We start from the raw sequence: 22,219 nt of genomic DNA on the forward strand, positions 1-22,219 counted from the left end.
GAACGTCTCTCTTTCACTACACGTCGCTCTTCCGTTCTCACATCCGGGAAGATGTGCGCTCGGCGACGGGATGTGCGCTCGGCGCTGGTGGGCGACGGGCAGGCGGGCGCGGCAGGCGGGCAGGCAGGCGCGGCGTGCGCGGGCAGGCGGCCAGCGGCCAGCGGCCAGCGCGCCAGCGGCTAGGGCATAGGGCTACGCGAGGGGGTCAGCGCGCGACGCCGGCCAGCGAGCCGGTGGTCTGGGTGGACGGGTCGCCCAGGAAGCAGGAGATCAGGCGGTCGCCGCCGTCGTCCCAGCTCTGCTGCGTCGGCACGTAGTACGAGAAGTCGAGGATCGACTCCTCGTAGGCGAGACCCACGAAGGGCGCGAACGCGGCGTAGCAGCCCTCGTCTGCCGCGGTGTACGTGGCGTCCTGGCCCGGGTACTCCCCGTCGGGCATCGAGAACTCGTGGTACACCTCGTAGTCGTGCGGCTCGCCGCACGGCACGACGGGCACGTCGTAGACCTCTTCGCCGGACTGGTCGTTGAGGCAGTCGCCGACGGCGAGCGTGAAGACGTCGACCTGGCCGGCGTCGGTCACCTCTCCGCTGTCGGCGTCGCGGACGGCGGACTCGCCGCCGCCGAGCATGTCGGAGATCTGCACACAGCCACCCAGGAGCAGGGCGGAGCCGAGGATCAGGGCGGCGGGGACGAGACGGGAGGTGCGCATGGCACTCGCTTTCTTCGCACGCAGGCAGCCGGCGCTGCCCGAGTGAAGGCTGTTCGGGGTCGATGAGTTCGCTGGGAACGCGGCGCCCAGGTTAGCGCTCCCGCGGACCCCATCGCGGCACCAGGCACCGGATCTGTGGATAGCCCAGGTGTAACGGCGCCGAAACACGAGCGTCAGTGTTCGTGAAATCTACATCGCCTAGCGTCGGACACGTCCCGAACGCGAGCCTCCGGCACCGCACACCCGCCCTGGCGGACAGCGATGACCGAGCTCCGGCGGAACGCACATCACCTACCCGAGTGCACCACCCGACATACGGGAGAACAGCAAATGTCCCGCTTCACCACCCGGCGCGCGCGCGTCGCCACATCCATCGCCGCGATCGCGCTGTCCGCGCTCGCCCTGTCCGCCTGCGCGGGCGGATCGAGCGAGCCCGCCGCCACCTCCGACGGCGGCGAGTCCGCCGGCTACGGCGACATCACCCTCCAGCTCAGCTGGATCAAGAACGAGGAGTTCGCGGGCGAGTACTTCGCCGACAGCAAGGGCTACTACACCGAGGCCGGCTTCGACTCGGTCAACCTGGTGCCCGGGCCCTCGGGCGGCGTCGCGGAGCTGCTCAGCGGCAGCGCCGACATCGCCCTGAGCGACTCGGTGCAGATCGGTTCGGCCGTCGCCAATGAGGGGGCACCGCTCAAGATCATCGGCGCCACCTTCCAGGCCAACCCGTTCACCGTGCTGTCGCTGGCCGACGGCGGAGACATCTCGACCCCGGAAGACCTCATCGGCAAGCGCATCGGCGTGCAGGACTCCAACCTGACGCTCTTCAGCGCGCTGCTCGCGGCCAACGACATCGACCCCGCCGATGTGACCGTCGTCCCCGTGCAGTACGACCCGGCGCCCCTCGTCAACGGTGAGGTCGACGGCTTCGTCGCCTACCTGACCAACGAGGCCATCTCGGTCGAGATGGAGGGTCTGTCGACCACGAACCTGCCCTTCGCCGACAACGGCCTGCCGTTCGTCGCCGAGACGTTCACCGTCACCGAGGACACCCTCGAGAACAACCGCGAGATGCTGAAGGCGTTCCTCGTGGCCGAGATCAAGGGCTGGACCGACGCGCTCGCCGACCCGCAGGCCGGTGCCGACCTCGCCATCGAGACCTACGGCGCGGACCTCGACCTCGACCCGGCCAAGACGCTCGCCGGCTCCGAGGCCCAGAACAAGCTCGTCGTCTCGTCCGAGACCGAGGAGAACGGTCTGTTCACGATCTCCGAGGCGCTGCAGAAGCTCACGATCGACAGCCTCGCCGGCGCCGGCATCGTGCTCGACGCCGCCGACCTCTTCGACCTCTCGCTGCTGGCGGAGGTCTACGAGGAGAACCCCGACCTGGTCGCCTACGCGGGCTGATCAGAACCACCGCAACCGAGGGAAAACTGTGACCGACACGGCCACCCTGACCGGTGCCCAGGGCTCGACCCTGGGCACCGGCCTGCAGATCACGGATCTGAACAAGGTCTTCAGCGTGGGACGCAAGAGCGTCGTCGCGTTGCAGGATGCCAACCTCCACACCGAGCAGGGCAGCTTCCTGGCCCTGCTCGGGCCGTCGGGATGCGGCAAGTCCACCATCCTCCGCATCCTCGCCGGACTCGAAGACCCCACCAGCGGCACCACCCGTGTCGATGGCAAGAGCCCCAAGCAGCTCCGCAAGGGCAACGAGCTCGGCATCGCCTTCCAGGACTCCGCGCTGTTGCCGTGGCGCAGCGTCCAGTCGAACATCCAGCTCCCGTTCGAGGTCGCCGGCAAGCCCGTCGACAAGGCGTACGTGTCGGAGATGATCGAGCTCGTCGGCCTCAAGGGGTTCGAGAAGGCCAAGCCCGCTCAGCTCTCCGGCGGGATGCGGCAGCGCGTGTCGATCGCCCGCTCGCTCATCATGAAGCCCTCGGTGCTGCTGTTCGACGAGCCGTTCGGCGCCCTCGACGACATGACCCGGCAGAAGCTCAACCTGGAGCTCCTCCGGATCTGGACCGAGAAGCCCGCCACGACGCTCCTCGTCACCCACGGCATCTCCGAGGCGATCTTCCTCTCCGACCAGGTCGCCGTCATGAGCCCTCGCCCGGGGCGCATCAAGGAGGTCATGAACATCGACCTGCCGCGCCCGCGCACCCCCGAGATGATGCGCACCCCCGAGTTCCACGCCTACGTCGACCAGGCGTCGGAGCTGCTGTTCGGCGTCGGAGGCGCCGCAGCGGATGACCACTGAGTCGACCGGAGGCCGCGCCATCCGCTGGGAGGACATCCGTCTTCCCGCGTGGGTCACAGGCCTGATCGGCGGCATCGCGGTCATCGCGGTGTGGTGGATCCTCGCATCCACGGTCTTCTCGAACGTCGGACCCGGCGGTGTGCAGGCCATCCCGACGCCGCTGCAGGTTCTGCTCGGCTTCGTCGACAGCGGATGGAGCTTCTACGTCCGGAACTTCACGGTCACGCTCGGCGAGGCCGGCACCGGGTACCTCTGGGGCAACGCCCTCGCGCTGGTGCTCTCGGGACTCGTGCTCATCGTGCCCAAGCTCGAGGGCGTGATCATGCAGCTGGCGATCATCACCTACTGCATCCCGATCGTCGCGATCGGCCTGCTGCTGGTCGTCGTCATCCCTGTGCCCAAGCCCGGCGAGGCCTCCGGCACCGCGGTGGTGCTGGCGGCGCTCAGCGTGTTCTTCACCACGGTCGTCGGCGCCCTGCTCGGGCTCAAAGCGGCCGACAAGGCGAGCCTCGACCTCGTCAGCGTCTACGGCGGATCCCGCTTCACGCAGCTGCGCAAGGTGCGCCTCATCGCGGCGTTGCCCGCCATCCTCAACGCCCTGCAGATCGCCGTGCCGGCCGCGTTCCTCGGCGCCGTGCTCGGCGAGTTCTTCGGCAAGGTCGAGCTCGGTGTCGGCCCGGCGATGATCGCCGCACAGCAGGCGCTCAACGCTCCGCTCGTCTGGGGGCTCGCGTTCGTGTCGGGTGCGGTCGCCCTCGCCGGCTACGGCCTGCTCGGACTCGTCGCGCGCCTCGTCGCTCCCTGGTCGAAAGGGGCCACCTCATGACCGAAGCCGCTGTCGTCGCCCTGGCGACGCCCCGTGCCGCGTCGCAGCTCAACGCCTCGGTCAAGCGCGAGGCCCGCAAGACGACCCTTCGCGCCGTCGGCTCGAGCCTGCTGACCTTCGTGCTCACCCTGGTCGCCGTCGGCGTGCTGTGGGTGGGGGCGCTCTGGGTGTTCAACATCAGCCCGTACGTGGGCAAGGGCCCGATCGACGTCTACAACTTCCTGTTCACGCTGCCCGCCGCCGAGGCGAACCGGGCGCAGATGTTCGGACAGCTCTGGGTGACCCTCGGTCACGCGGCGGTCGGGTTCTTCTCCGGTCTGGTCGTCGCCCTCGTCATCGCGATGATCTTCCAGCTCAGCCGCGGCGCCGAGCACGCGCTCATGCCCCTCGCGATGCTGCTGCGCTCCGTGCCGCTGGTCGCGATGGCGCCCGTGATCATCCTGATCTTCGGACGCGAGTTCGCCAGCGTCGCGGTCATCGGCGGCATCGTGGTGCTCTTCCCGGCGCTCGTGAGCATCGTGTTCGGGCTGAAGTCCGCGCCGCCCCAGATGAACGATCTGATCGCGGTGTACGGCGGATCCTCGTGGACGGCGCTGCGCAAGGTGGCTCTGCCGAGCGCGCTGCCCTCGCTGCTCGCCGCGGTGCGCATCTCGGTTCCGGGCGCCATCACCGGCGCCCTGCTCGCCGAGTGGCTCGCGGTCGGCGGCGGCATCGGCGGCGCGGTGGGCGGCTACATCGCCGCGGCGCAGTTCTCGGCCCTGTGGACGGCGGTGGTCTTCGTCACCGCGACCGCCCTCATCCTCTACAACCTCGTCCAGACCCTCGAGGCCCTCGTCCTCGCCCGCATGGGCATGGCCGACCGCGCCTGACCCGCGTTCCGCCCGGGCGGACCGCGGCCCCGGGCCGGCCCGCCCCATCCGGACCCGCGAGACAGCACTCTCGCGCCGAGAGTGCGGGTTAAACCCACGGTCTCGGCGCGAAAGTGCTGTCTCGCGGATCATGGATGACGCGGCACCCCCCCGCACCACACGAACGACGCAGAACCGTCAAGGAGCACCATGACCGACCTCACCGCATTCGCGCACGGGCTGCCGAAGGCCGAGCTGCACCTGCACCTCGAGGGCACCCTCGAGCCGGAACTCAAGTTCGCGCTGGCGGCACGCAACGGCATCCCGCTCACGGAGAAGACCGTGGATGAGGTGAAGGCCACCTACGACTTCACCGACCTGACGAGCTTCCTCGCCGTCTACTACCCGGCGATGCAGGTGCTGCAGACGGCCGACGACTTCTTCGACCTCGCCTGGGCGTACCTGCAGCGCGCGCACGCGCAGGGCGTCGTCCACGCCGAGATGTTCTTCGACCCGCAGGCCCACACGAGCCGCGGTGTGCCGTTCGCGGATGTGGTCACCGGCTACCGCCGCGCGGCCGTGCGCGCGCAGGACGAGCTGGGCATCTCGGCCGAGCTCATCCTGTGCTTCCTGCGCGACTTCTCGGCCGAGTACGCCATGGCGACGCTCATGGAAGCCCTCGCCTACAAGTCGTGGATCGTCGGGGTCGGCCTCGACTCGGACGAGCGCGGCAACCCGCCCGAGAAGTTCGCCGCCGTCTTCGCCCGCGCGAAGGCCGAGGGCTTCTTCCTCACGATGCACTGCGACATCGACCAGGTCGGATCGATCGACAACATCCGCACCGTCCTGACCGGCATCGAGGTCGACCGCATCGATCACGGCACGAACATCGTCGAGGACCCCGCGCTGGTCGCCCTCGCGATCGAGAAGGGCATCGGCTTCACCACGTGCCCGGTCTCGAACTCCTTCGTCACCGAGCAGATGAAGTCCGACGAGATCGTCGCGCTGCTGCGCCAGGGCGCGCGCGTCATGGTCAACTCCGACGACCCCGCCTACTTCGGCGCCTACATCGGCGACAACTACGTGGCTTTCGCCGAGAAGGCGGAGCTGAGCGCCACCGACCTCGTGCAGCTCGCGATCAACTCCTTCGAGGCGTCGTGGCTGACGGCGGGGCGTCGGGCGGCGTACATCGCGCGGGTCGAGGACTTCGCAACCGCCGCCGGAGTGCCGCTGCCCGCCCGGGCCTAGGACGCCATCATGACCGACACCCTGGGGGCGAGCGCCGCGATCGACGAGGCCGACGTCGGCCGCCGTCTGGGCGCCCGCATCCGCGAACTCCGTCAGTCCCGCGGGCTCACCCTGGTGCGCCTGGCGGCCGCGACCGAGCTGTCGCATCCCTTCCTCAGCCAGCTCGAGCGCGGTCTGGCCCAGCCGAGCCTCGGTTCGCTCCGCCGCATCGCCCTCGCGCTCGAGACCAGCCCGATCGAGCTGATCGCCGCCGCGGAGGAGCCGGATGCCGAGGCCCCGGGCATCGAGGTGCAGCGCTCCGGCTCGGGCGCGATCGCGGCGGGCTTCGCGTCGGGAGCCGCCCGCATGCTCGCCCACAGCGCGCGCTCGTTCCACCCCATGGAGGTCTCGGACGACGCGATGGAACCGGGGGAGCGGTTCACCCATGCGGAGGAGGAGTTCGTCTTCGTCGTGACCGGCGACATCCGCATCGAGCTCGACGAGACCGTGCTGGATCTCGCCCCCGGTGACTCGGTGCACTACCCCGGCGGGGTCTCGCACCGTTGGTGGTCTCGTCACGGCGAGCCGTATCGTTTACTGGTCGTCAAGAGCGCCGGCGCCTTGCACTCCCGCCCGATTCTCGTGAAGGACACCCCGTGATCTCGTACGCCGATTACCTGCAGCTGCTGCCGAAGACCGAGCTGCACTGCCACTTCGCCTCGACCATGTCGGCGCGCACGTTCCTCGATCTCGCCGGCCGGTACGGCGTCGAGCTCTGGGGCGACGACCCCGAGACGCTGTTCGACTTCGACGACCTGCCCGACTTCCTCGTGGCCTTCCGCGCGGCCCATGATGTGCTGCGCGCGCCCGAGGACTTCGAGCGCGTCGCCTGGGAGGGCGTGCGCGCCGCGGTCGCCGAGGGCAACCTGCGGTACCGCGAGTACTACGTCAACCCGCAGTACTTCGCCGCGCGCGGCATCGGGTACCGCGACGTGATGGACCCGATCATCGCGGGCCTGCGCCGTGCCGAGCGGGACTTCGGCGTCGGGTTCCGCATCGTCGCCGCGATCAACCGGCGCGACAGCCCCGAGTCCGCGGTCGCGATGGTGCGCGAGGTCATCGACCACGGCATCCCCGAGGTCGTCGGCATCGGGCAGGACGACCTGACCCCGGAGAACACCGAGGACCCGACGCGCTTCGCCGCGGCCTACGCCCTCGCCCGGTCGGCGGGACTCAAGCTCACGGCGCACGTCGGCGAGACCGACACCGCGACCTCGGATGCGGTGCGTGACGCCATCGAGGTGCTGCAGTGCGACCGGCTCGACCACGGGTACCGCATCGTCGACGACCCCGCCGTCGTCGCGCTCGCGCGAGAGCGGGGCATCGGCTTCGCCACCACCCCCATCTCGACCACCATCTGCTCGGGCTGGACGATCGACGAGGCCCACCGCATCCGCGCCATGATCGACGCCGGCCTGACGGTGTCGGTGTCGACCGACGACGCGATGTTCTTCCGCACCGACATCGGTCGCGAGTACACCGAGGGGCTGTTCGCGATGGGTGTGGACGCCGACACCGCAAAGCGCATCGCTCTCGCCGGCATCGACATCTCGTTCGCGGATGAGGCCACGAAGGCGCGCCTGCGCGGCGAGTTCGAGGGAGCGTTCGTCGCCCTCGACGCCCTCCTCGCCCCCTGACCCGCGCCGCTGCGCGGTGGCGCCGGGCGTCGTGCCGTGGCGCCGGGTGGTAGCGCCGGTAGCGCCGGGTGGTGGCGCTGGGTGGTGGCGCTGGGTGGTGGCGCCGGTAGCGCTGGGTGGTGGCGCTGGGTGGTGGCGCCGCCCGCGTCCCTGTTCATTCGTCGCGTATGCGGGGTGTTTCGTGGCGCCACCGTGCGTTTGCGGCGAGTGAGCAAGGCGCGGGGCCGGCGGGGCGCGGATGGGTCGTCACGATTCGGCGACGATGAGCGGAGCGCGGAACAGGACGTGGCACCGTGAATCGTATGAAACGCGCTGTGGCCGCCCGCGGGGCGGGGGTCGGTTTCCTGGTGCTGGCCGCATCCGTGGTGATGAGCGGATGCGGGATCGGTACGACGTGCTCGGCCGTCGGATGGATCAACACGATGACGGTCGAGGTATCGGGTGACGCATCGCGCGTCGCGGACGTTCAGGTCTGCACGCCGGCGGGGTGCTCGCCGACCGATCCCGCCGAGCTGCTGAGCGATCCGTCGATCCCTGCGCCGCAGGGTGATCGGGGCGGCACCTGGACGTTCTCGCTCGACATGAGCGTGCCGGAGTCGGTCACGGTGCGGGCGCTGTCGGCTGAAGGAGAGGTCCTGGCCGAGACCGACGCGGCACTCAAGTGGCAGCGCGTCGGCGGGAGCGATCAGTGCGGCGGGCCGGCAGAGACCGCGCCCGTACGCCTCGTCCTCTGAGGCCCGCCGCCCGGCCCGCTGCCCGCGCCTTGCTCGCTCGCCGCGAAAACAGGGTCTCGCGGCACCCGCACCGTGCACATGCGACGAGCGAGCAAGGGACGGGCCGCGCGTCAGCCCCCTCGCCGTCCTCGCTGCACGCCCTGCGGCTGCCGCCTGCCCCTTGCTCACCCCCGGCCGCCGCTGCCCCCGGCGGCCTCGCTCGCTCGTCGCATACGTGCGGTGGGATGCGGAGGGACCCTGCACATGCGACGAGCGAGCAGGGGGTGCGCCGCGCGCTCCCTGCCCGACCGCGCTCATTCGTCGCGAAAGCGGGGTGGGATGGCGCGGAGACCCGGCTTTTGCGACGAATGAACAGGGGAGGGAACACAGGAGGGAACACAGGAGGGAACAGGGGTGGGAACAGAGGTGGAGGGCGGGGCGAGCAGGCGGGTCAGGGGGCGATGAGCTCGGCGGCGCGCTCGGCGATCGCGACGGTCGGGGCCTGCGTGTTGCAGGTCGGGATCGAGGGCATGACCGACGCATCCGCCACCCACAGCCCCTCGAGACCGCGCACGCGCAGGGCGGGGTCGACGACGGCGAGGTCGTCGGTGCCGATGCGGGCGGTGCCCGAGCAGTGGAAGAACGTGCCGATGTTCTCGCGCACGAAGCGCACCGTGTCCTCGCGCGACAGCCCGCGCTGCGGCGTGATGGGTCCTTCGGCGAGCTCGGCGTAGGCGGATGCCGCGACGAGGTCCTGCACCGCATCCACCGCGTCCACCATGGCGGCGAGATCCGTCGGGTGCGCGAGGTAGTTCGGGTGGATGTCGGCGGCCGCCGTCGGATCGGACGAGCGCACCCGCACCCACCCGACGCTGCGCGAGCGGTAGAGGCCCGGCACGAGGGCGAAGACGCGGTTTCCCGACAGGTCGTTCCGGGCGTGCAGCGTCTCGTCTCCGCGCGAGCCGTGCGCGATGACAGTGTGCAGGTCGGGGCCCGCCTCGGCGTGGGAGCTGCGCCAGTTGAGCATCGCGCCGCCGCCGTTGCCGATGACGGGCCCGAGGTCGTCGCGCGCGCGGAAGTTCATGCCCAGGATCAGCGGATGATCCTGGAAGTTCTCGCCGACGCCGGGCAGATCGTGCCGGGCGGCGATGCCCGCCGCCGCCAGCCGGGCCGGGTCGCCGATGCCCGACAGCTGCAGCAGGCGCGGGGTGTCGAGGGCGCCCGCGGCGAGCACGATGCGCGCGCCTGCGGTCGTCACGAGCGTGCCGTCGACCACGTGCCGCACCCCGGTCACGCGGTCGCCCGCGAGGACGAGCCCGTGCACCGCGCTGTCGACGACGACGTGCAGGTTGCGACGTGCGAGCGCGGGCTCGAGGTAACCGCGAGCGGTGCTCCAGCGCTCGAACGCGCCGTCTTCGCCGACGATCGCGTTGTAGTCGGCGTAGGTGGCGCCCTCGTTCGAGGCGGCGTTCGCGTCGTCGATGACGGGCAGACCGCGTTCGGCGGATGCCGCGATCAGCGCATGGGCGATCGGATGCACGTCGGCGAGCGGACCGACCCGCACCGGTCCGTCGGTGCCGCGGTAGGCCGGATCGCCGCCGGGTCGCGATTCGGAGCGGCGGAAGTAGGGGAGGAGGTCGTCGTAGCCCCAGCCGGTGGCACCCGCATCCGCCCACGCGTCGTAGTCGGCGCGGTGTCCGCGGTACCAGAGCATCGCGTTCGTCGAGGAGGAGCCGCCGAGCACCTTGCCGCGCGGCATGGCGAGCGAGCGTCCGAGCACGTGCTCGGTGGGGGAGGACCGGTAGCCGTGGTCGTACGGGCCGCCGATGAGGGCGTCCCAGTGCGCCGCGTCGAGGATCTCGCGCACCCCGCGATGATCGGGCCCCGCCTCGATCAGCAGCACCCGGGCGTCCGGGTCTTCGGACAGACGCGCGGCCAGCACGCTCCCTGCGGCACCGCCGCCGACCACGATCACGTCGTAGTCGGCGGCGGGGGTGGCGATCAGCGGCATCAGTTGTGCTCGCTCGGGCCCATGATGGTGGTGTTCTCGGTGGCTTCGACGTGGCGCACGAAGATGTACTTGTCCTCGCGGCCGTCGGAGTGCTTGCGCTTGATGCCCGGCTCGAGGATGCCGTCGGTCTTCGCGACCACGATGTAGGGCACGGATGCGGCGAGCCCGGCGGCGCAGTGCGCGTCGAACTCCTCGAGCGTCTCGGCGGTGTACGCGTTCTCCACGCCGGCGCCGCGGGCGATCGCGGCGAGGTCGACGCGGCCCTTCGCGGTGTGCGTGGCGGGTCCGCCGATGGACTGGTACTGCTCGTTGTCCCACACCACGACGAACAGGTTCTCGGGCTGCTCGTTGCCGAGCGTGGCGAGGATGCCGAGGTTGAACAGGAGTCCGCCGTCGGTGTCGAGCGACACGATCCGCCGGTGCGGCAGGCCCGCTGCGAGGCCGAACGCCTCGGGCGTGACGCATCCGAGCTGCTGCTGGAACAGGCTGGCGTCCCGCATGTGCGGCGCGGCGTTGTACCACTCGTCGACCGCCCCGCCGAGGGAGAGGATGACGAGCTCCTGCTCGAGGCGCGCCCCGAGCAGCTTCATGGCTTCGAATCGGCTGTAGCTCATCGGACGAGATCCCCTCCGAGGACGATGGCGGCGTGATAGTACGAGGCGTAGGCGGTGTCGTAGGCGCGCACGATGGCGGTCTCCAGCTCGTCCACGTCGCGGACGATCGTGTACGGGGTGCGCAGGGCCTTGAGCAGCGGCTCCATGGTGATCCCGTGGGGGATGGCCCACCAGTTGTTCTCGCCCATCTCGCCGCGGTAGCTCATGATCATGACGACCGGGATGCCGGCGCCCAGCCCCATCCGCGCCAGGTGCTCGGTGGCCGCGCGCAGGCCCGAGTTCTCCATGACGAGCACGGCGCGCTTGCCCGAGAGGAACACGCCTCCGGCGATGGCCGCGCCCTCGCCCTCGTTGGTGACGGGGATGGTGCGGATGTCGGGATCGGCGTCGAGCGCCGGGTAGAGCTCTTTCAGCAGCGAATCGGGCAGGTACGTGGCGATCGATACGCCGGCCTTCTTCAGGCCGCGGATCACCGCCTCGACGGCTTCGGCTTTCATATCGGGTGTCCTTCTTCTCGGGATCCTGGGTTCACTCGTCGCGAATGTGCGGTGTACGGAGCCCCTCACCGCGCTTTTGCGACGAATGAACAGGGGGAGGGGTGGAGGCGGGGCGGAGGGAGGGGGCGGTAGGCGGGGGAGGGGTCAGAGGCGGTGGGCGCGGTGGGTGGCGGCGAGACGCGGGGCGCCGGTCAGGTGCTCGCGGAGGGTGGTGCCGGCGGGGGCGGCGGCGCGCCCTCGTGCCACCAGGATCGGCAGCACGAGCTCGATGAACGCGCGGTAGGCGCCGGGGCCGCCGAAGGTCGGCTCGAGCATCAGGCCGTCGATGCCGGAGCCGTCGACGATCGCCTCGATCTCGTCCGCGACCTTCTCGGGGGATCCGGTGACCTGGAAGCCGCGGATGGCCTTCGTGCGGAACTGGTCGAGGATCTCGCCCACCCGCATCTCCGGGTTCTGGCGGGCGTAGCGCTGCACGAGCGTCTGCCCTAGATCCGTCTTCAGGTCGACGACGCGGGTCTCTGGGTCGAGTCCCGTGAGGTCGAGCCCGGTGATCCCGGCGAACATCACGGCCGCATCGTCGAGCCCCAGCAGAGCCTCGTACTCGGCGCGCAGCGCCTGGGCCTCGGACTCCGTCGGCGCGACGGTGACCGTCATGCCCGACACCACCGAGATGTCCTCCGGGCGGCGGCCCTGCGCCACGGCCTGCGCGCGGATATCGGCGACGTGCGCCGCGGCGGACGCGATCGTCTGCCCCTGGATGAAGACGGCCTCGGCATTGCGCGCGGCGTAGGCGCGGCCGCGGTCGGAGGTGCCGGCCTGGAACAGGACGGGGGTGCGCTGCGGTGTGGGCGGCACGGCGAAGATGCCGTGCGCGCGCTGGTACGTGCCGTCGACCTCGACGCGGTGCAGCTTCTCGGGATCGGCGTAGACGCCGCTCGCGCGGTCGCGCACCTCGGCGTCGTCCTCCCAGCTGTGCTCCCAGAGCCGGAGGCAGGTGTCGAGGAACTCGTCGGCCGCGTCGTAGCGCTGATCGTGCGTCAGCTGCGCCGTCACACCGAACAGTTCGTCGGTCGTGGCCTGCGAGCTGCCCGTCACCACGTTCCATCCGATGCGCCCCGCGGTGAAGCGGTCGAGTGTCGCGAAGCGGCGCGCCGTCCCGTAGGGCTTCTCGACCGTCGTCGGCGAGGTCACGACGAAGCCGAGGGTCTCGGTCTCGCGCGCGAGCGTCGGGATGGCGAGCATCGGGTCCAGTGCCGGGAACTGGATGCCGTGGGCCGCGACCTCCTCCGGCATCCGTCCGCCGAGGGTCGCATACCCGTAGGTGTCGGCGAAGAAGAGGAAGTCGAAGCCGGCCGCATCCAACTCCTTCGCGAGACCGACCCAGTACTCGAGCCGGTCCCAGTCGTCGCCGCGACCGTCCGCGTGCGTCCACGTCGGCATTCCATTGGAGGGGTTCATCATCTCGAAGACCCCGAGCGCGATCCGCTTGCTCATACGACCATCACCACCGATTTCGTTTCCAGATAGTTCTCGAGGCCCTGCGGCCCGTTCTCATAGCCCCACCCGGACTCCTTGTGGCCGCCCTTGGGCAGCTCGGGTCCGAGGAAGGAGTGGCAGTTGACCCACACGGTGCCCGCCTGCAGGCGGGCGGCGATCCGGTGACCGTTGCTGAGGCCCTCGGTCCACACGCTGGCCGCGAGGGCGTAGTCGCTGTCGTTGGCCCATCCCAAGACCTCGTCGAGGTCGTCGAACGGGGTGACCACGGCCACCGGGCCGAAGATCTCCTCGCGCATGAGGCGCGCGTGCGGGGGGACGTCGGTCAGCACGGTGGGGCGGAAGAACGTGCCGACGTCGCCCTCGCGGGTGCCGCCCGTTACGACCGTCACCCCATCCGCCGCGCCCTCGTCGATGTACGACGCGACGCGCTCCGCCTGCACGGCGCTCACGAGCGGACCGAGGTCGGTGCCGGCGGCCAGGCCGTGGCCGAGGGTGAGCCCCTCGCCGGCGGCCGCCATCCCGTCGACGACCCGCTGGTACACGTCGCGGTGCGCGTAGACGCGGGCGCTGGCGACGCACACCTGCCCGCCGTTGTCGAAGATGCCGCGCGAGACCCCGGCGATCGCGGCGTCGAGGTCGGCATCCGGCATGACGATCGAGGGCGACTTGCCGCCGAGTTCGAGCGTGAGGCGCGCGAGGCGGGATGCGGCCGTCGACACCAGGCGCTTGCCGACCGCGGTGGAGCCGGTGAAGGCGATCTTCGCCACCCCGCGGTGGTCGACGAGCGCCTGACCGGTGTCGTGCCCGAAGCCGGTGACGATGTTGACGACGCCGTCCGGGAGTCCCGCCTCCTGCAGCAACCGGCCCAAGTACAGCGCGGTGAGCGAGGTGTTCTCGGCGGGCTTCAGCACGATCGTGCATCCGGCGGCGAGGGCGGGGGCGAGCTTCATCGCCGTCATGATCATGGGCGAGTTCCACGGCACGATCGCCGCGACCACGCCCACGGGCTCGCGGCGCGTGTAGGCGAAGACCTCTTTGCCGGCGGGCGTGCGCGAGAGCGAGGTCGGGATGGTCTCGCCCAGGATCTTGGTGGGCCAGCCCGCGTAGTAGCGGAACTGGTTGATCGCGGCCGGGATCTCGCCGAACCGCGAGGTGCCGAGGCTCTTGCCCTGGTCGAGCGTCTCGAGCTCGGCGAGATCCTCGAGGTGCTCCTCCATCACGTCGGCGATGCGCCACAGCAGGCGCGAGCGCTCGGCCGGCCGCATCCGCTCCCAGGGCCCCGCAGCCAGGGCGTCGCCCGCGGCGCGGACGGCCGCATCCACCTGCGCGGCGTCGGCGCGCGCGACGCGGGCGATCTCGGCGCCGGTGGCCGGGTCGAGCGAGGCGAACGTCTCGTCGGCGGCGACCCATCGGCCGCCGATGAACAGGCGCCCCGGGTCGTCCGCGAGGAACGCGGCGACCCGCTCGCGCAGCGGTCCGTGCTCGGTGCTGATCGTCATGCCGTGCCTTCCATAGGTGCTCACTCGTCGCGAAGTCGGGGTGTGTGGCTCACGCACCCCGCCTTCGCGACGAATGAACAGGGGTGGTGGGGGTGGAGGGAGAGGAGGGATGGCGGAGGTGGGGAGGTGGGAGGTGGGGAGGGAAGGGAGAGGGTGAGGGGGGTCAGGGGGTGAAGAGGCCGGCGAGGGAGTCCTGGGCGGCCATCCACTCGGCGCGGCGGGCGAACAGGTCGGGCACCAGCAGGCGCACGCGGTCGATGAGCTCGTCGAGGTCGGCGTTCACGAGCCGGCCGTCCCGCACCACGATCTCGCCGTCCACCACCGTCATGTCGACGTCGGAGCCGCGCACCGCGTGCACGAGGTTGTGGTGGATGTTGGCGTGGTCGCCGGCGGGCAGCAGCGGCGTCATCCGTGGGGTGTCGGTGCGCACCGCCACCAGGTCGGCCTTGCGTCCGACCGCGATCGCGCCGAGCGTCTCGCCCTCGCCGATCGCCGCGGCGCCGCCGCGGGTGGCCATGTGCAGCACCTGCCAGGAGTCCATCGCGGCCGCATCCATCGCCCGCAACTTGCCGAGCAGCGACGCCACCTTCATCTCCTCGAACATGTCGAGGTTGTTGTTCTCCTTCTCGCCGTCGGTGCCGAGGCCGACCTCGACGCCCGCGGCCAGCATCTCGGCGATCGGCGCCATGCCGCTGGCGAGCTTCATGTTCGACACCGGGTTGTGCGAGACCCCCACGCCGCGGGCGGCGATCAGGTCGATCTCGTCCTGATCGAGCCACACCGCGTGCGCGATCATCGCGCGCGGCACGTCGAAGAAGCCGAGCGACTCGAGAGCCATCATGGGGCGCGCGCCGTACCGGTCGCGGAAGTCCGCGATCTCGATCTCGGACTCGCTGCAGTGTGTGTAGAGGCCGGTGCCGTACGCGCGTGCCATGGCGATCGCGCGCTGCTGACCCGCGCCATCCGCGTACGAGGGATGCTCCAGGCCCACCCACGGCATGATGCGTCCGTTGGCGGCGCCGGTCCACTCGCGCAGCATGCGCTCGTTGTCGTCGAGCGTGTCGAAGTAGTCGAAGTCGGGGTGCTCGCCCACGTAGTTGACGCTGACCAGGCGGTTCCCGAGAGCGGATGCCGCCCGTGCGCCGCCCTCCATGTAGCGCCACATGTCGACGACCGTGGTCGTGCCCGAGAGAAGCCCCTCGGCGTAGCAGAGCCACGCGGCGGCCTCGGCCTCTTCGGGCCGCAGCACGCGGTGCATCGGATCGATGTGGATGCGCAGCCACTCCCATACCGGCAGGTGCTCCGCGGTGCCGCGCAGCATGCCGGAGTGGTGGTGGGCGTTGATCAGGCCCGGCATCAGCACGCGGTCGGGCAGGTCGACGTGCTCGGCCTCGGGGTGCGCGGCGACGAGCTCGGCGCGAGGGCCGACGGCGGTGATGATGCCGTGGGCCACGAGCACCGCGGTGTCGGTGAGGACCCGGCGCTCCGCATCCATCGTGAGCACGATGTCGGGCGTGTAGAGCGTGGTGCGGCTCATCGGAGGTCGGGGTTCTCGTCGTAGACCTCGGCCAGCAGCGAGAGGTCGAAGAGGTCGGCGACCGCGAGCGCATAGCCCGCCACGGCGAGGCTGTCGATCGTCTGCTGCTGCAGCGTCTGGGTGATGGTGAACAGGCCGTTCTCGTCGGTGTCGGGCGAGACGACCAGCAGCTCGGCCTGGGCGGTGGCGCTCGCGAGCGAGATCGCGGGGTCGAGGTCGAGGGCGGCCCCGTACTCGGTGACGGCCAAATCGGCACCGACGGAGGGGTCGGCGACCGCATCCTTCCAGCCGCGGATCTCGGCGGCGAGGAAGTCCTTGAGGGCGGCGCGGTCGTTGGCGAGCGTCTCGTCGGTGACCGTGATGACGTGGCCGACGAAGGGCAGGCCGTTGTCGGCGAAGAGCAGGTCGGTCGCCGCGATGCCCTGCTCGCGCAGCGCCACCGACTGGCTCGTCACGAAGGCGATGAGGCCGTCGAGCTCGCCCGTGGTGAGGGGCGCCGGGTCGTACTGCACCGGCACGATGTCGATCTCGGCGGGGTCGATGTCGTTGGCCGCGAGGAAGGCGTCGAAGACCGCCCGGTTGGAGTCCTGCACGCCGATCCGCTTGCCGATCATCTGCTCGGGGGCGGTGATGTTCGCGCCGTCGGTGAGCGAGAGGATCGTGAAGGGATTCTTCTGGAACGTGGCACCGATGATCTTGAGCGGTGCGCCCTCGTTGGCGACGGCCGCGCCGACCGACACGGCGTCCGTGAGCGAGACCGAGGCGGTGCCGCTGAGCAGCTCGGGCACGCCGCTGGAGGGACCGGGGATCAGGTTGACGGCGTCGAATCCGGCCTCGGTGTAGTAGCCCTCGTGCTGGGCGATGAGCTCGCCCGACCACTCCTCGTTGAGGATCCAGCTCAGCTGGACGTCGAGCTCGCCGTGCCCGTCGCTCGTGGTGGTGCCGGCATCCGATGCCCCGCCCGCGCAGGCGGTGAGGGCGAGGGCGGCGGCCGTGACCGCGGCGGCGATCGATGCGCGGATGCGGGTGCGGTGAGTCATGACGGATCTCTCTCGTGCGGGTGTGCGACGCTGTCGCGCCTCGAGAGTGATCGTAAATAACGATCATTGATTGCACGTGGCAATCAGGTTTCGCGGGTGTTACCGGTGGCCGGGGTTCGACCCGGCGGCGCCTCAGTCGGCGAAGGCGTACGCGAGGATCATGCGGGCGGGGGCGTCCCCGCGCGCCGACCAGCGGTTGCGGAGCGCGCCCGGGTAGGCGATGGCGTCGCCCGCCGCGAGGGTCCACCGGCCCTGGCCCTCGACATCCACGTCGATCTCGCCCTCGATCACGTAGACCGTGAGTTCGCCGTCGGACTGGAACCAGTCGTTCATGTACTGACCCGGCTCGACGCGGTACTCCTGCACCGAGGCCTGCGTGGCCGAGGTCGCCGAGATGACCCGCGTGGTGGCGGCGTTGGCGACGTCCGCCACCGGAACCCACGTGCCGGCGTCGTGGCGCGAGACGTGCACGACGTCGGGCTCGGGCTCGGGGATGGCGGGCAGCAGCGCCGACGGCGACAGGTCGAGAGCCGTGGCGATGCGGTACAGCGTCGCGAGCGAGGGCATCGTGTGCCCGCTCTCGATCTGGCTGAGGAAGGGCTGGCTCATGTCGGCCGCGGTCGCGAGCGCCCGCATCGACAGCTTCTTGGCCGTGCGCGCCTCGCGGATCGCGCGCCCGAGCGACGCCCCGATGAACGCGTCGTCGGGGGCGGCGGGCGTGGCGGTGGACATCGGTCCAGGATAGGCCGCGCCCGGCACCGGCCGATGGCGCGACGGATGCACGACTGGTGGTGCGGGTGTGGTCTGTGCCGTCACGACAGGCATCATGCGCCCCACCGATCGTGCATCTGTACAGCCATGCGCCGGCGGAACGCAGGCATGCGCCGGCGGACCGCGGTCATGCGCCGGCGGCGAGCCGCCAGACCCGCTCCCGGGTGAAGGGCTGGTGGTACGGGCGGGCGCCGAGGGCGCGGGCGATGGCGTTGCCCACCGCCGGCGCGACGGGGTTGTACGGCGACTCGCTCATGGACTTGGCGCCGAACGGGCCGAGGTCGTCGCTCGTCTCGGCGAAGTACACCTCGGTGTCGGGCACGTCGGCGAACTGCGGCACGCGGTAGGTGCGGAAGACGGGGTTCTCGACGCGTCCGGTCGCGTCGATCAGGACCTCTTCGTACAGGGCGCTGCCGATGCCCTGCGCCGCGCCGCCCTCGACCTGCCCGCGGCACTGGGCCGGGTTCAGCACGACACCCGCATCCGCCGACTGCACGGACTGCAGCACCCGCACCGTGCCGGTCGAGGGGTCGACCGCCACCCGCACGGCGTGCACGTTGAAGGCCAGGGAGCGGATCTCGCCAAGCTCCGCCCCGGTCGCGGTGATGCCTTCGGCGGTGCGGTCCGCATCCGCCGCGATGATCTGGGCGAAGCTCAGCAGGCGCTCGCCGACCCGTACGCCGGATGCCTCGAGCTCGGCCCGGACGCCGGGTGCGAGCTCGTCCGCCACCTGCAGCATGCGCTGTTTCAGGGCGAGGCAGGCGGCGTAGAGGGCCTTGCCCGCGACGGTCGTTCCCGCCGACGCGAAGGCGCCCGTGTCGTGCCTCACCGCGTCGGTGTCGGCGGTGAGCAGTTCGAGCCGGTCGACGGGAACGCCGAACACCGAGGCCGCGATCTGGCGCATCACGACGGTGGTGCCGTTGCCGAACTCGCTCGTGCCGGCGCGCAGCAGATAGGTGCCGTCGGGGCGGATGGTGGCCGTCGTGTGGGCGATGTGGCCGAACGGCGCCATCGTGGCGATCATCGCGACCGCCATGCCCTCGCCGACCCGCCATCCCTCGGGCGCGGCCACGCCGTTGCCGCGCCGCAGCGCCGACTCGGCCAGATCGAGGCACTGGTCGAGGCCGTAGCTGCCCCATCGCAGGTCGGGCTCGTGCAGCACATCGCCGGCCTGGATGACGTTGCGTCGGCGCAGTTCGAAGGGATCCATGTCGAGGGCCAGAGCCAGCTCGTCCATCGCCGATTCGACGCCGAGGATCACCTGCCCGAGGCCGTAGCCGCGGAACGCGCCCGAGGGGACGTTGTTCGTGTAGACCACCTCGGCGTCGATCGCGCGCAGCGGCGAACGGTAGACGGTGAGGGCGTCGGCGCAGGCGTGGAAGAGCACACCGCGCGAGTGGTTGCCGTACGCGCCGGTGTCGCTCAGCACGTCGAGCTTCATGGCGGTGAGCGAGCCGTCGGCGGTCGCGCCGAGGGTGACGCCCACGCGCATGGGGTGCCGCACCGCCGCGCGCTGGAACTCGTCGGTGCGGGAGAACTCGTAGGCCACCGGGCGCCCGGTGTCGAGCACGGCGAGAGCCACGAGGTCCTCGGTGAAGATCTCCTGCTTGCCGCCGAACCCGCCGCCCACCCGCGCCGCATACACGCGGATCGAGGCGGGGTCGCGGTCCAGGATGTGGGCGAGCTCGTCGCGCACGAGGAACGGCACCTGCGTGCTCGAGCGGATGACGAGGCGTCCGGTGTCGTCGATCCATCCGACCGAGCCGTGCGTCTCGAGCTGCGCGTGCGAGACCCGGCTGGTCTGCCAGGTGCCCGACACCGTCACGGCGCTCGCTGCCAGGGCGGCGTCGATGTCGCCGTCGTGCGCGTCGCCGTGGCGCTCGTGCAACGACAGCACCACGTTGCGGTGCGCCTCGTCGACGCGGTCCTGCGGGGTGCGGTCGGGGTGCAGGAGCGGGGCTCCGGGGCTCCGCGCCTCATCCGGGTCGAAGACCGCCGGCAGCGTCTCGTAGGTGACGCGCACGGCACGGCAGGCGGCATCCGCTGCGGCGGCCGTCTCGGCGACGACGGCGACGACGCGCTGGCCGACGTACCGCACGACGTCGTCGAGCATGCGGGTGTCGTCGGGGTCGTCGGTGCGATGCTCGTGGCGTCCCGTCGAGTAGCGCAGCGCGGGGACGTCCTCGTGCGTGTAGATCGCGACGACGCCCGGCACCGCGCGGGCGGCGTCCGTGTCGATCGAGAGGATGCGGGCGTGGGCGTGCGGCGACGACACGACCCGCAGGACGAGGGCTCCCGGGACGGGCTCGTCGAACGTGTACGGCTCACGGCCCTGCACGATGCGATGCGCGGCGGGCGAGACGAGCGACGTGCCGACGCCGCCGGCGACGGCATCCCGATCCGCCGCGATCGTCGTGCCGGTCTCGCGGACCGGGCCGAGCACGGACTCGCGGATCGCCTCGCGGATGGGGCGGTACCCGGTGCAGCGGCAGAGGTTGCCCTTCATGCGGCGGTCGAGGTCATCGACGTCGTGCGCGCAGAGGGTGGATGCGGTGACGCTCATCCCCGCGGTGCAGAACCCGCACTGGAAGCCGAAGTTGTCGGCGATGGCCTGCTGCACCGGATGCAGGTCGTCGCCGGGCGCGAGACCCGCCGCGGTCGTGACCGCGCGCCCCTCGACCCGGACGGCCGGGATGATGCACGAGTGCACGGGCTCGCCGTCGAGCAGCACGGAGCACGCGCCGCAGTCGCCGGCGTCGCAGCCCTTCTTGACCTCGGTGTGTCCGGCCTCGCGCAGCAGGGTGCGCAGGCTCTGACCCGCGGCGGGTTCGGTCTCGACCGCCGTGCCGTTCACGTCGAATCTCATGCGGATGCCTCCAGCTCCGCACGGATGCGCGCGGCGAGCTCCCCGCTCACGGCGCGGCGCCAGTCGGCGGCGCCCAGCGGGTCGGTGTAGTAGCCGGTGACGGCGTCGATCGACGCGGCGAGCGTGGCCGCATCCGGCAGCTGCGGAAAACGCAGCACGGTGGGGGCGGCGGTGGCCGCCGTGAGCACGAAGGTGGCGGTGTCGTCGGCGTCGACCCGGCCGGTGACGACCGCGCCGGAGCGGCCGAGCTCGGCCAGCGCGATCTTCTGCAACCGCGCCCGCGAGCGCAGGGCATGCGCGGGGATGTCGATGCGGCGCAGCACCTCGCCCGGGCGCAGGACGTTCGTGCCGTTGCCGGTGGCGAACTCGGCGACCGGCATACGGTATTCGCCGCCGTCGGGCGTCCAGACCAGGACGGAGCCGTCCAGGCCCGCGGCGAAGCTGATCATCGCGCCGGCGGCGAAGGTCCGGCAGAGGTTGCCGCCCACGGTCGCGGTGTTCCAGATCTTGAACGAGGCGAGCAGCGCGTTGGCCGCATCCGGGATCATGGCCGTCGCCCGCCAGTCCGCGGGCACGGCGGGCAGGTCGGGGGCACGCCCCTCCGACCACGCCAGCAGCCGCGCGATGGTGCACGTGGCGCCGATGCGGAGGCCGTCGGCATCCACCTCGATCTCGGGCCAGCCGAGCGTCGTCAGGTCGACGAAGCCGGTGGTGTCGGGCTGCGGCTCGCTCATCAGCCAGGTGCCGCCGGCGATGAACGCCTCGCCGGGCGCGAGAGCGAGCTCCGTGCGCGTACGTGCGGCGCGGAAACTCGTGATGGTCGTGATGTCCACGGCTGCCTCGGGATGTTGGTCACATGAACAGTTCGGTTCAGTGAACCAGCGTCGGATTTCGCCGGTGTTTCGCGGTGGTCAGCGCGTCGTGTCCGGCCGCTCCGGCGCGTGGGTGCCCCCACGCTAACCCCTCCCGCGCGGGTGCGGGCCGTTCGCTCCTCCGGCGTGCGAGCGGAGGAGATCCGGTGAGCGGAGGAGCGAATCGGGGGAAACGGCCCTCCGCAGCCTCGATCTCCTCCGCTCAGCGGCAAGCGCGGGCAGCGGGAGCAGCGGGAGCGGCGGGAGGCGCGCCGCGGCGCGGTCAGTCGAGGACGGCGGCGACGGCTTCGATCTCGACGAGCTGATCGTCGTAGCCGAGCACGGTGACACCCATCAGGGTGCTGGGCACGTCGTGGTCGCCGAAGGCGTCGCGCACCACGTCCCACGCGGTCACGAGGTCGGCCTGCGCCGACGAGGCGACGAGCACGCGGGTGCTCAGCACGTCGGGTATGCCGGCGCCCGCGGCCTGCAGCGCCAGGCGCAGATTCGCGACGCACGCCGCCGCTTGACCGGCGACATCCCCCACCGCGACCGTCGCGCCGTCGGCATCGAGCGGGCACGAGCCCGCGAGGAAGATCAGCCGCGCCTCGGCGGGGGCCGTCGCGGCGTACGCGTACTCGGCGACGCTCGACAGGGCGGCGGAACGGATGAGGGTGACCGCTTTCGGCATGGAGTCTCCTTCGCTGGAGTCTCCACTCTCGCACCCGAGGAGCTCTCACACCCGCGGGGCGGCCGGCG

20 protein-coding genes are annotated in these 22,219 nt (G+C 71.1%); 8 read left to right on the forward strand and 12 right to left on the reverse strand.

The annotated features are described in order from the left end of the window. Positions 1–205: 205 nt before the first annotated feature. The gene (locus AB0N73_RS14275; protein ID WP_363564613.1) at positions 206–709 is read right to left on the reverse strand and encodes a septum formation family protein; all 504 of its coding nucleotides are present in this window, start codon (positions 707–709) and stop codon (positions 206–208) included. A 330-nt stretch (positions 710–1,039) separates the two neighbouring features. On the opposite strand from AB0N73_RS14275, the gene AB0N73_RS14280 reads away from it, so the two are divergent. The 8 genes from AB0N73_RS14280 (at position 1,040) to AB0N73_RS14315 (ending at position 8,298) form a co-directional block, all read left to right on the forward strand. Beyond that, complete coding sequence (locus tag AB0N73_RS14280; RefSeq protein WP_363564615.1) at positions 1,040–2,113, forward strand: ABC transporter substrate-binding protein; 1,074 nt, start codon at positions 1,040–1,042, stop codon at positions 2,111–2,113. 28 nt (positions 2,114–2,141) lie between these two features. Then, positions 2,142–2,966, forward strand: coding sequence for an ABC transporter ATP-binding protein (locus AB0N73_RS14285; protein ID WP_363564617.1), 825 nt, complete (start codon positions 2,142–2,144; stop codon positions 2,964–2,966). Beyond that, complete coding sequence (locus AB0N73_RS14290; RefSeq protein ID WP_363564619.1) at positions 2,956–3,792, forward strand: ABC transporter permease subunit; 837 nt, start codon at positions 2,956–2,958, stop codon at positions 3,790–3,792. The genes AB0N73_RS14285 and AB0N73_RS14290 overlap by 11 nt, the downstream gene beginning before the upstream one ends. Beyond that, positions 3,789–4,661, forward strand: coding sequence for an ABC transporter permease subunit (locus tag AB0N73_RS14295; protein WP_363564621.1), 873 nt, complete (start codon positions 3,789–3,791; stop codon positions 4,659–4,661). Before AB0N73_RS14290 ends, AB0N73_RS14295 begins: the two co-directional genes overlap by 4 nt. Positions 4,662–4,850: 189 nt before the next feature. Further along, complete coding sequence (gene add, locus AB0N73_RS14300; RefSeq protein WP_363564623.1) at positions 4,851–5,888, forward strand: adenosine deaminase; 1,038 nt, start codon at positions 4,851–4,853, stop codon at positions 5,886–5,888. 9 nt (positions 5,889–5,897) lie between these two features. Next, on the forward strand, positions 5,898–6,527 hold the full coding sequence (locus tag AB0N73_RS14305; RefSeq protein ID WP_363564625.1) for an XRE family transcriptional regulator: 630 nt from the start codon (positions 5,898–5,900) through the stop codon (positions 6,525–6,527). Next, positions 6,524–7,564 carry an adenosine deaminase gene (gene add, locus AB0N73_RS14310; RefSeq protein WP_363564627.1) on the forward strand — a complete coding sequence of 347 codons (1,041 nt, stop codon included), beginning with the start codon at positions 6,524–6,526 and terminating at the stop codon, positions 7,562–7,564. Before AB0N73_RS14305 ends, add (AB0N73_RS14310) begins: the two co-directional genes overlap by 4 nt. A 302-nt stretch (positions 7,565–7,866) precedes the next feature. Then, entirely contained in the window at positions 7,867–8,298 is a 432-nt protein-coding gene (locus AB0N73_RS14315; RefSeq protein WP_363564629.1) for a hypothetical protein, read from the forward strand. Positions 8,299–8,728: 430 nt separating this feature from the next. On the opposite strand, the gene AB0N73_RS14320 is transcribed toward AB0N73_RS14315, so the two are convergent. The 11 genes from AB0N73_RS14320 to AB0N73_RS14370 form a co-directional block, all read right to left on the reverse strand. After that, positions 8,729–10,288 carry a GMC family oxidoreductase N-terminal domain-containing protein gene (locus tag AB0N73_RS14320; protein ID WP_363564631.1) on the reverse strand — a complete coding sequence of 520 codons (1,560 nt, stop codon included), beginning with the start codon at positions 10,286–10,288 and terminating at the stop codon, positions 8,729–8,731. Then, positions 10,288–10,902: a thiamine pyrophosphate-dependent enzyme gene (locus AB0N73_RS14325; RefSeq protein WP_363564633.1), complete on the reverse strand. Its 615-nt coding sequence runs from the start codon at positions 10,900–10,902 to the stop codon at positions 10,288–10,290. The genes AB0N73_RS14320 and AB0N73_RS14325 overlap by 1 nt, the downstream gene beginning before the upstream one ends. Continuing rightward, entirely contained in the window at positions 10,899–11,399 is a 501-nt protein-coding gene (locus AB0N73_RS14330) for a thiamine pyrophosphate-binding protein (protein WP_363564635.1), read from the reverse strand. The genes AB0N73_RS14325 and AB0N73_RS14330 overlap by 4 nt, the downstream gene beginning before the upstream one ends. A 144-nt stretch (positions 11,400–11,543) precedes the next feature. After that, on the reverse strand, positions 11,544–12,893 hold the full coding sequence (locus tag AB0N73_RS14335) for an NtaA/DmoA family FMN-dependent monooxygenase (RefSeq protein ID WP_363564637.1): 1,350 nt from the start codon (positions 12,891–12,893) through the stop codon (positions 11,544–11,546). Beyond that, positions 12,890–14,395: an aldehyde dehydrogenase family protein gene (locus AB0N73_RS14340; RefSeq protein WP_363564639.1), complete on the reverse strand. Its 1,506-nt coding sequence runs from the start codon at positions 14,393–14,395 to the stop codon at positions 12,890–12,892. The genes AB0N73_RS14335 and AB0N73_RS14340 overlap by 4 nt, the downstream gene beginning before the upstream one ends. A gap of 163 nt (positions 14,396–14,558) precedes the next feature. Beyond that, positions 14,559–15,932: an amidohydrolase gene (locus tag AB0N73_RS14345; RefSeq protein ID WP_363564641.1), complete on the reverse strand. Its 1,374-nt coding sequence runs from the start codon at positions 15,930–15,932 to the stop codon at positions 14,559–14,561. Beyond that, on the reverse strand, positions 15,929–16,972 hold the full coding sequence (locus tag AB0N73_RS14350; RefSeq protein WP_363564643.1) for an ABC transporter substrate-binding protein: 1,044 nt from the start codon (positions 16,970–16,972) through the stop codon (positions 15,929–15,931). Before AB0N73_RS14350 ends, AB0N73_RS14345 begins: the two co-directional genes overlap by 4 nt. A 132-nt stretch (positions 16,973–17,104) precedes the next feature. Next, complete coding sequence (locus AB0N73_RS14355) at positions 17,105–17,704, reverse strand: XRE family transcriptional regulator (protein ID WP_363564645.1); 600 nt, start codon at positions 17,702–17,704, stop codon at positions 17,105–17,107. Positions 17,705–17,870: 166 nt separating this feature from the next. Then, positions 17,871–20,609 (reverse strand): molybdopterin cofactor-binding domain-containing protein, encoded by a 2,739-nt coding sequence (locus tag AB0N73_RS14360; RefSeq protein ID WP_363564647.1) that lies wholly within the window; start codon positions 20,607–20,609, stop codon positions 17,871–17,873. Then, positions 20,606–21,442, reverse strand: a complete 837-nt coding sequence (locus tag AB0N73_RS14365; RefSeq protein WP_363564649.1) for an FAD binding domain-containing protein — start codon at positions 21,440–21,442, stop codon at positions 20,606–20,608. Before AB0N73_RS14365 ends, AB0N73_RS14360 begins: the two co-directional genes overlap by 4 nt. 301 nt (positions 21,443–21,743) lie before the next feature. Further along, the gene (locus AB0N73_RS14370) at positions 21,744–22,151 is read right to left on the reverse strand and encodes a Rid family hydrolase (RefSeq protein WP_363564651.1); all 408 of its coding nucleotides are present in this window, start codon (positions 22,149–22,151) and stop codon (positions 21,744–21,746) included. Positions 22,152–22,219: the final 68 nt, after the last annotated feature.

This window comes from Microbacterium sp. NPDC089189 (assembly GCF_040685095.1).
Taxonomy (GTDB): Bacteria; Actinomycetota; Actinomycetes; order Actinomycetales; family Microbacteriaceae; genus Microbacterium.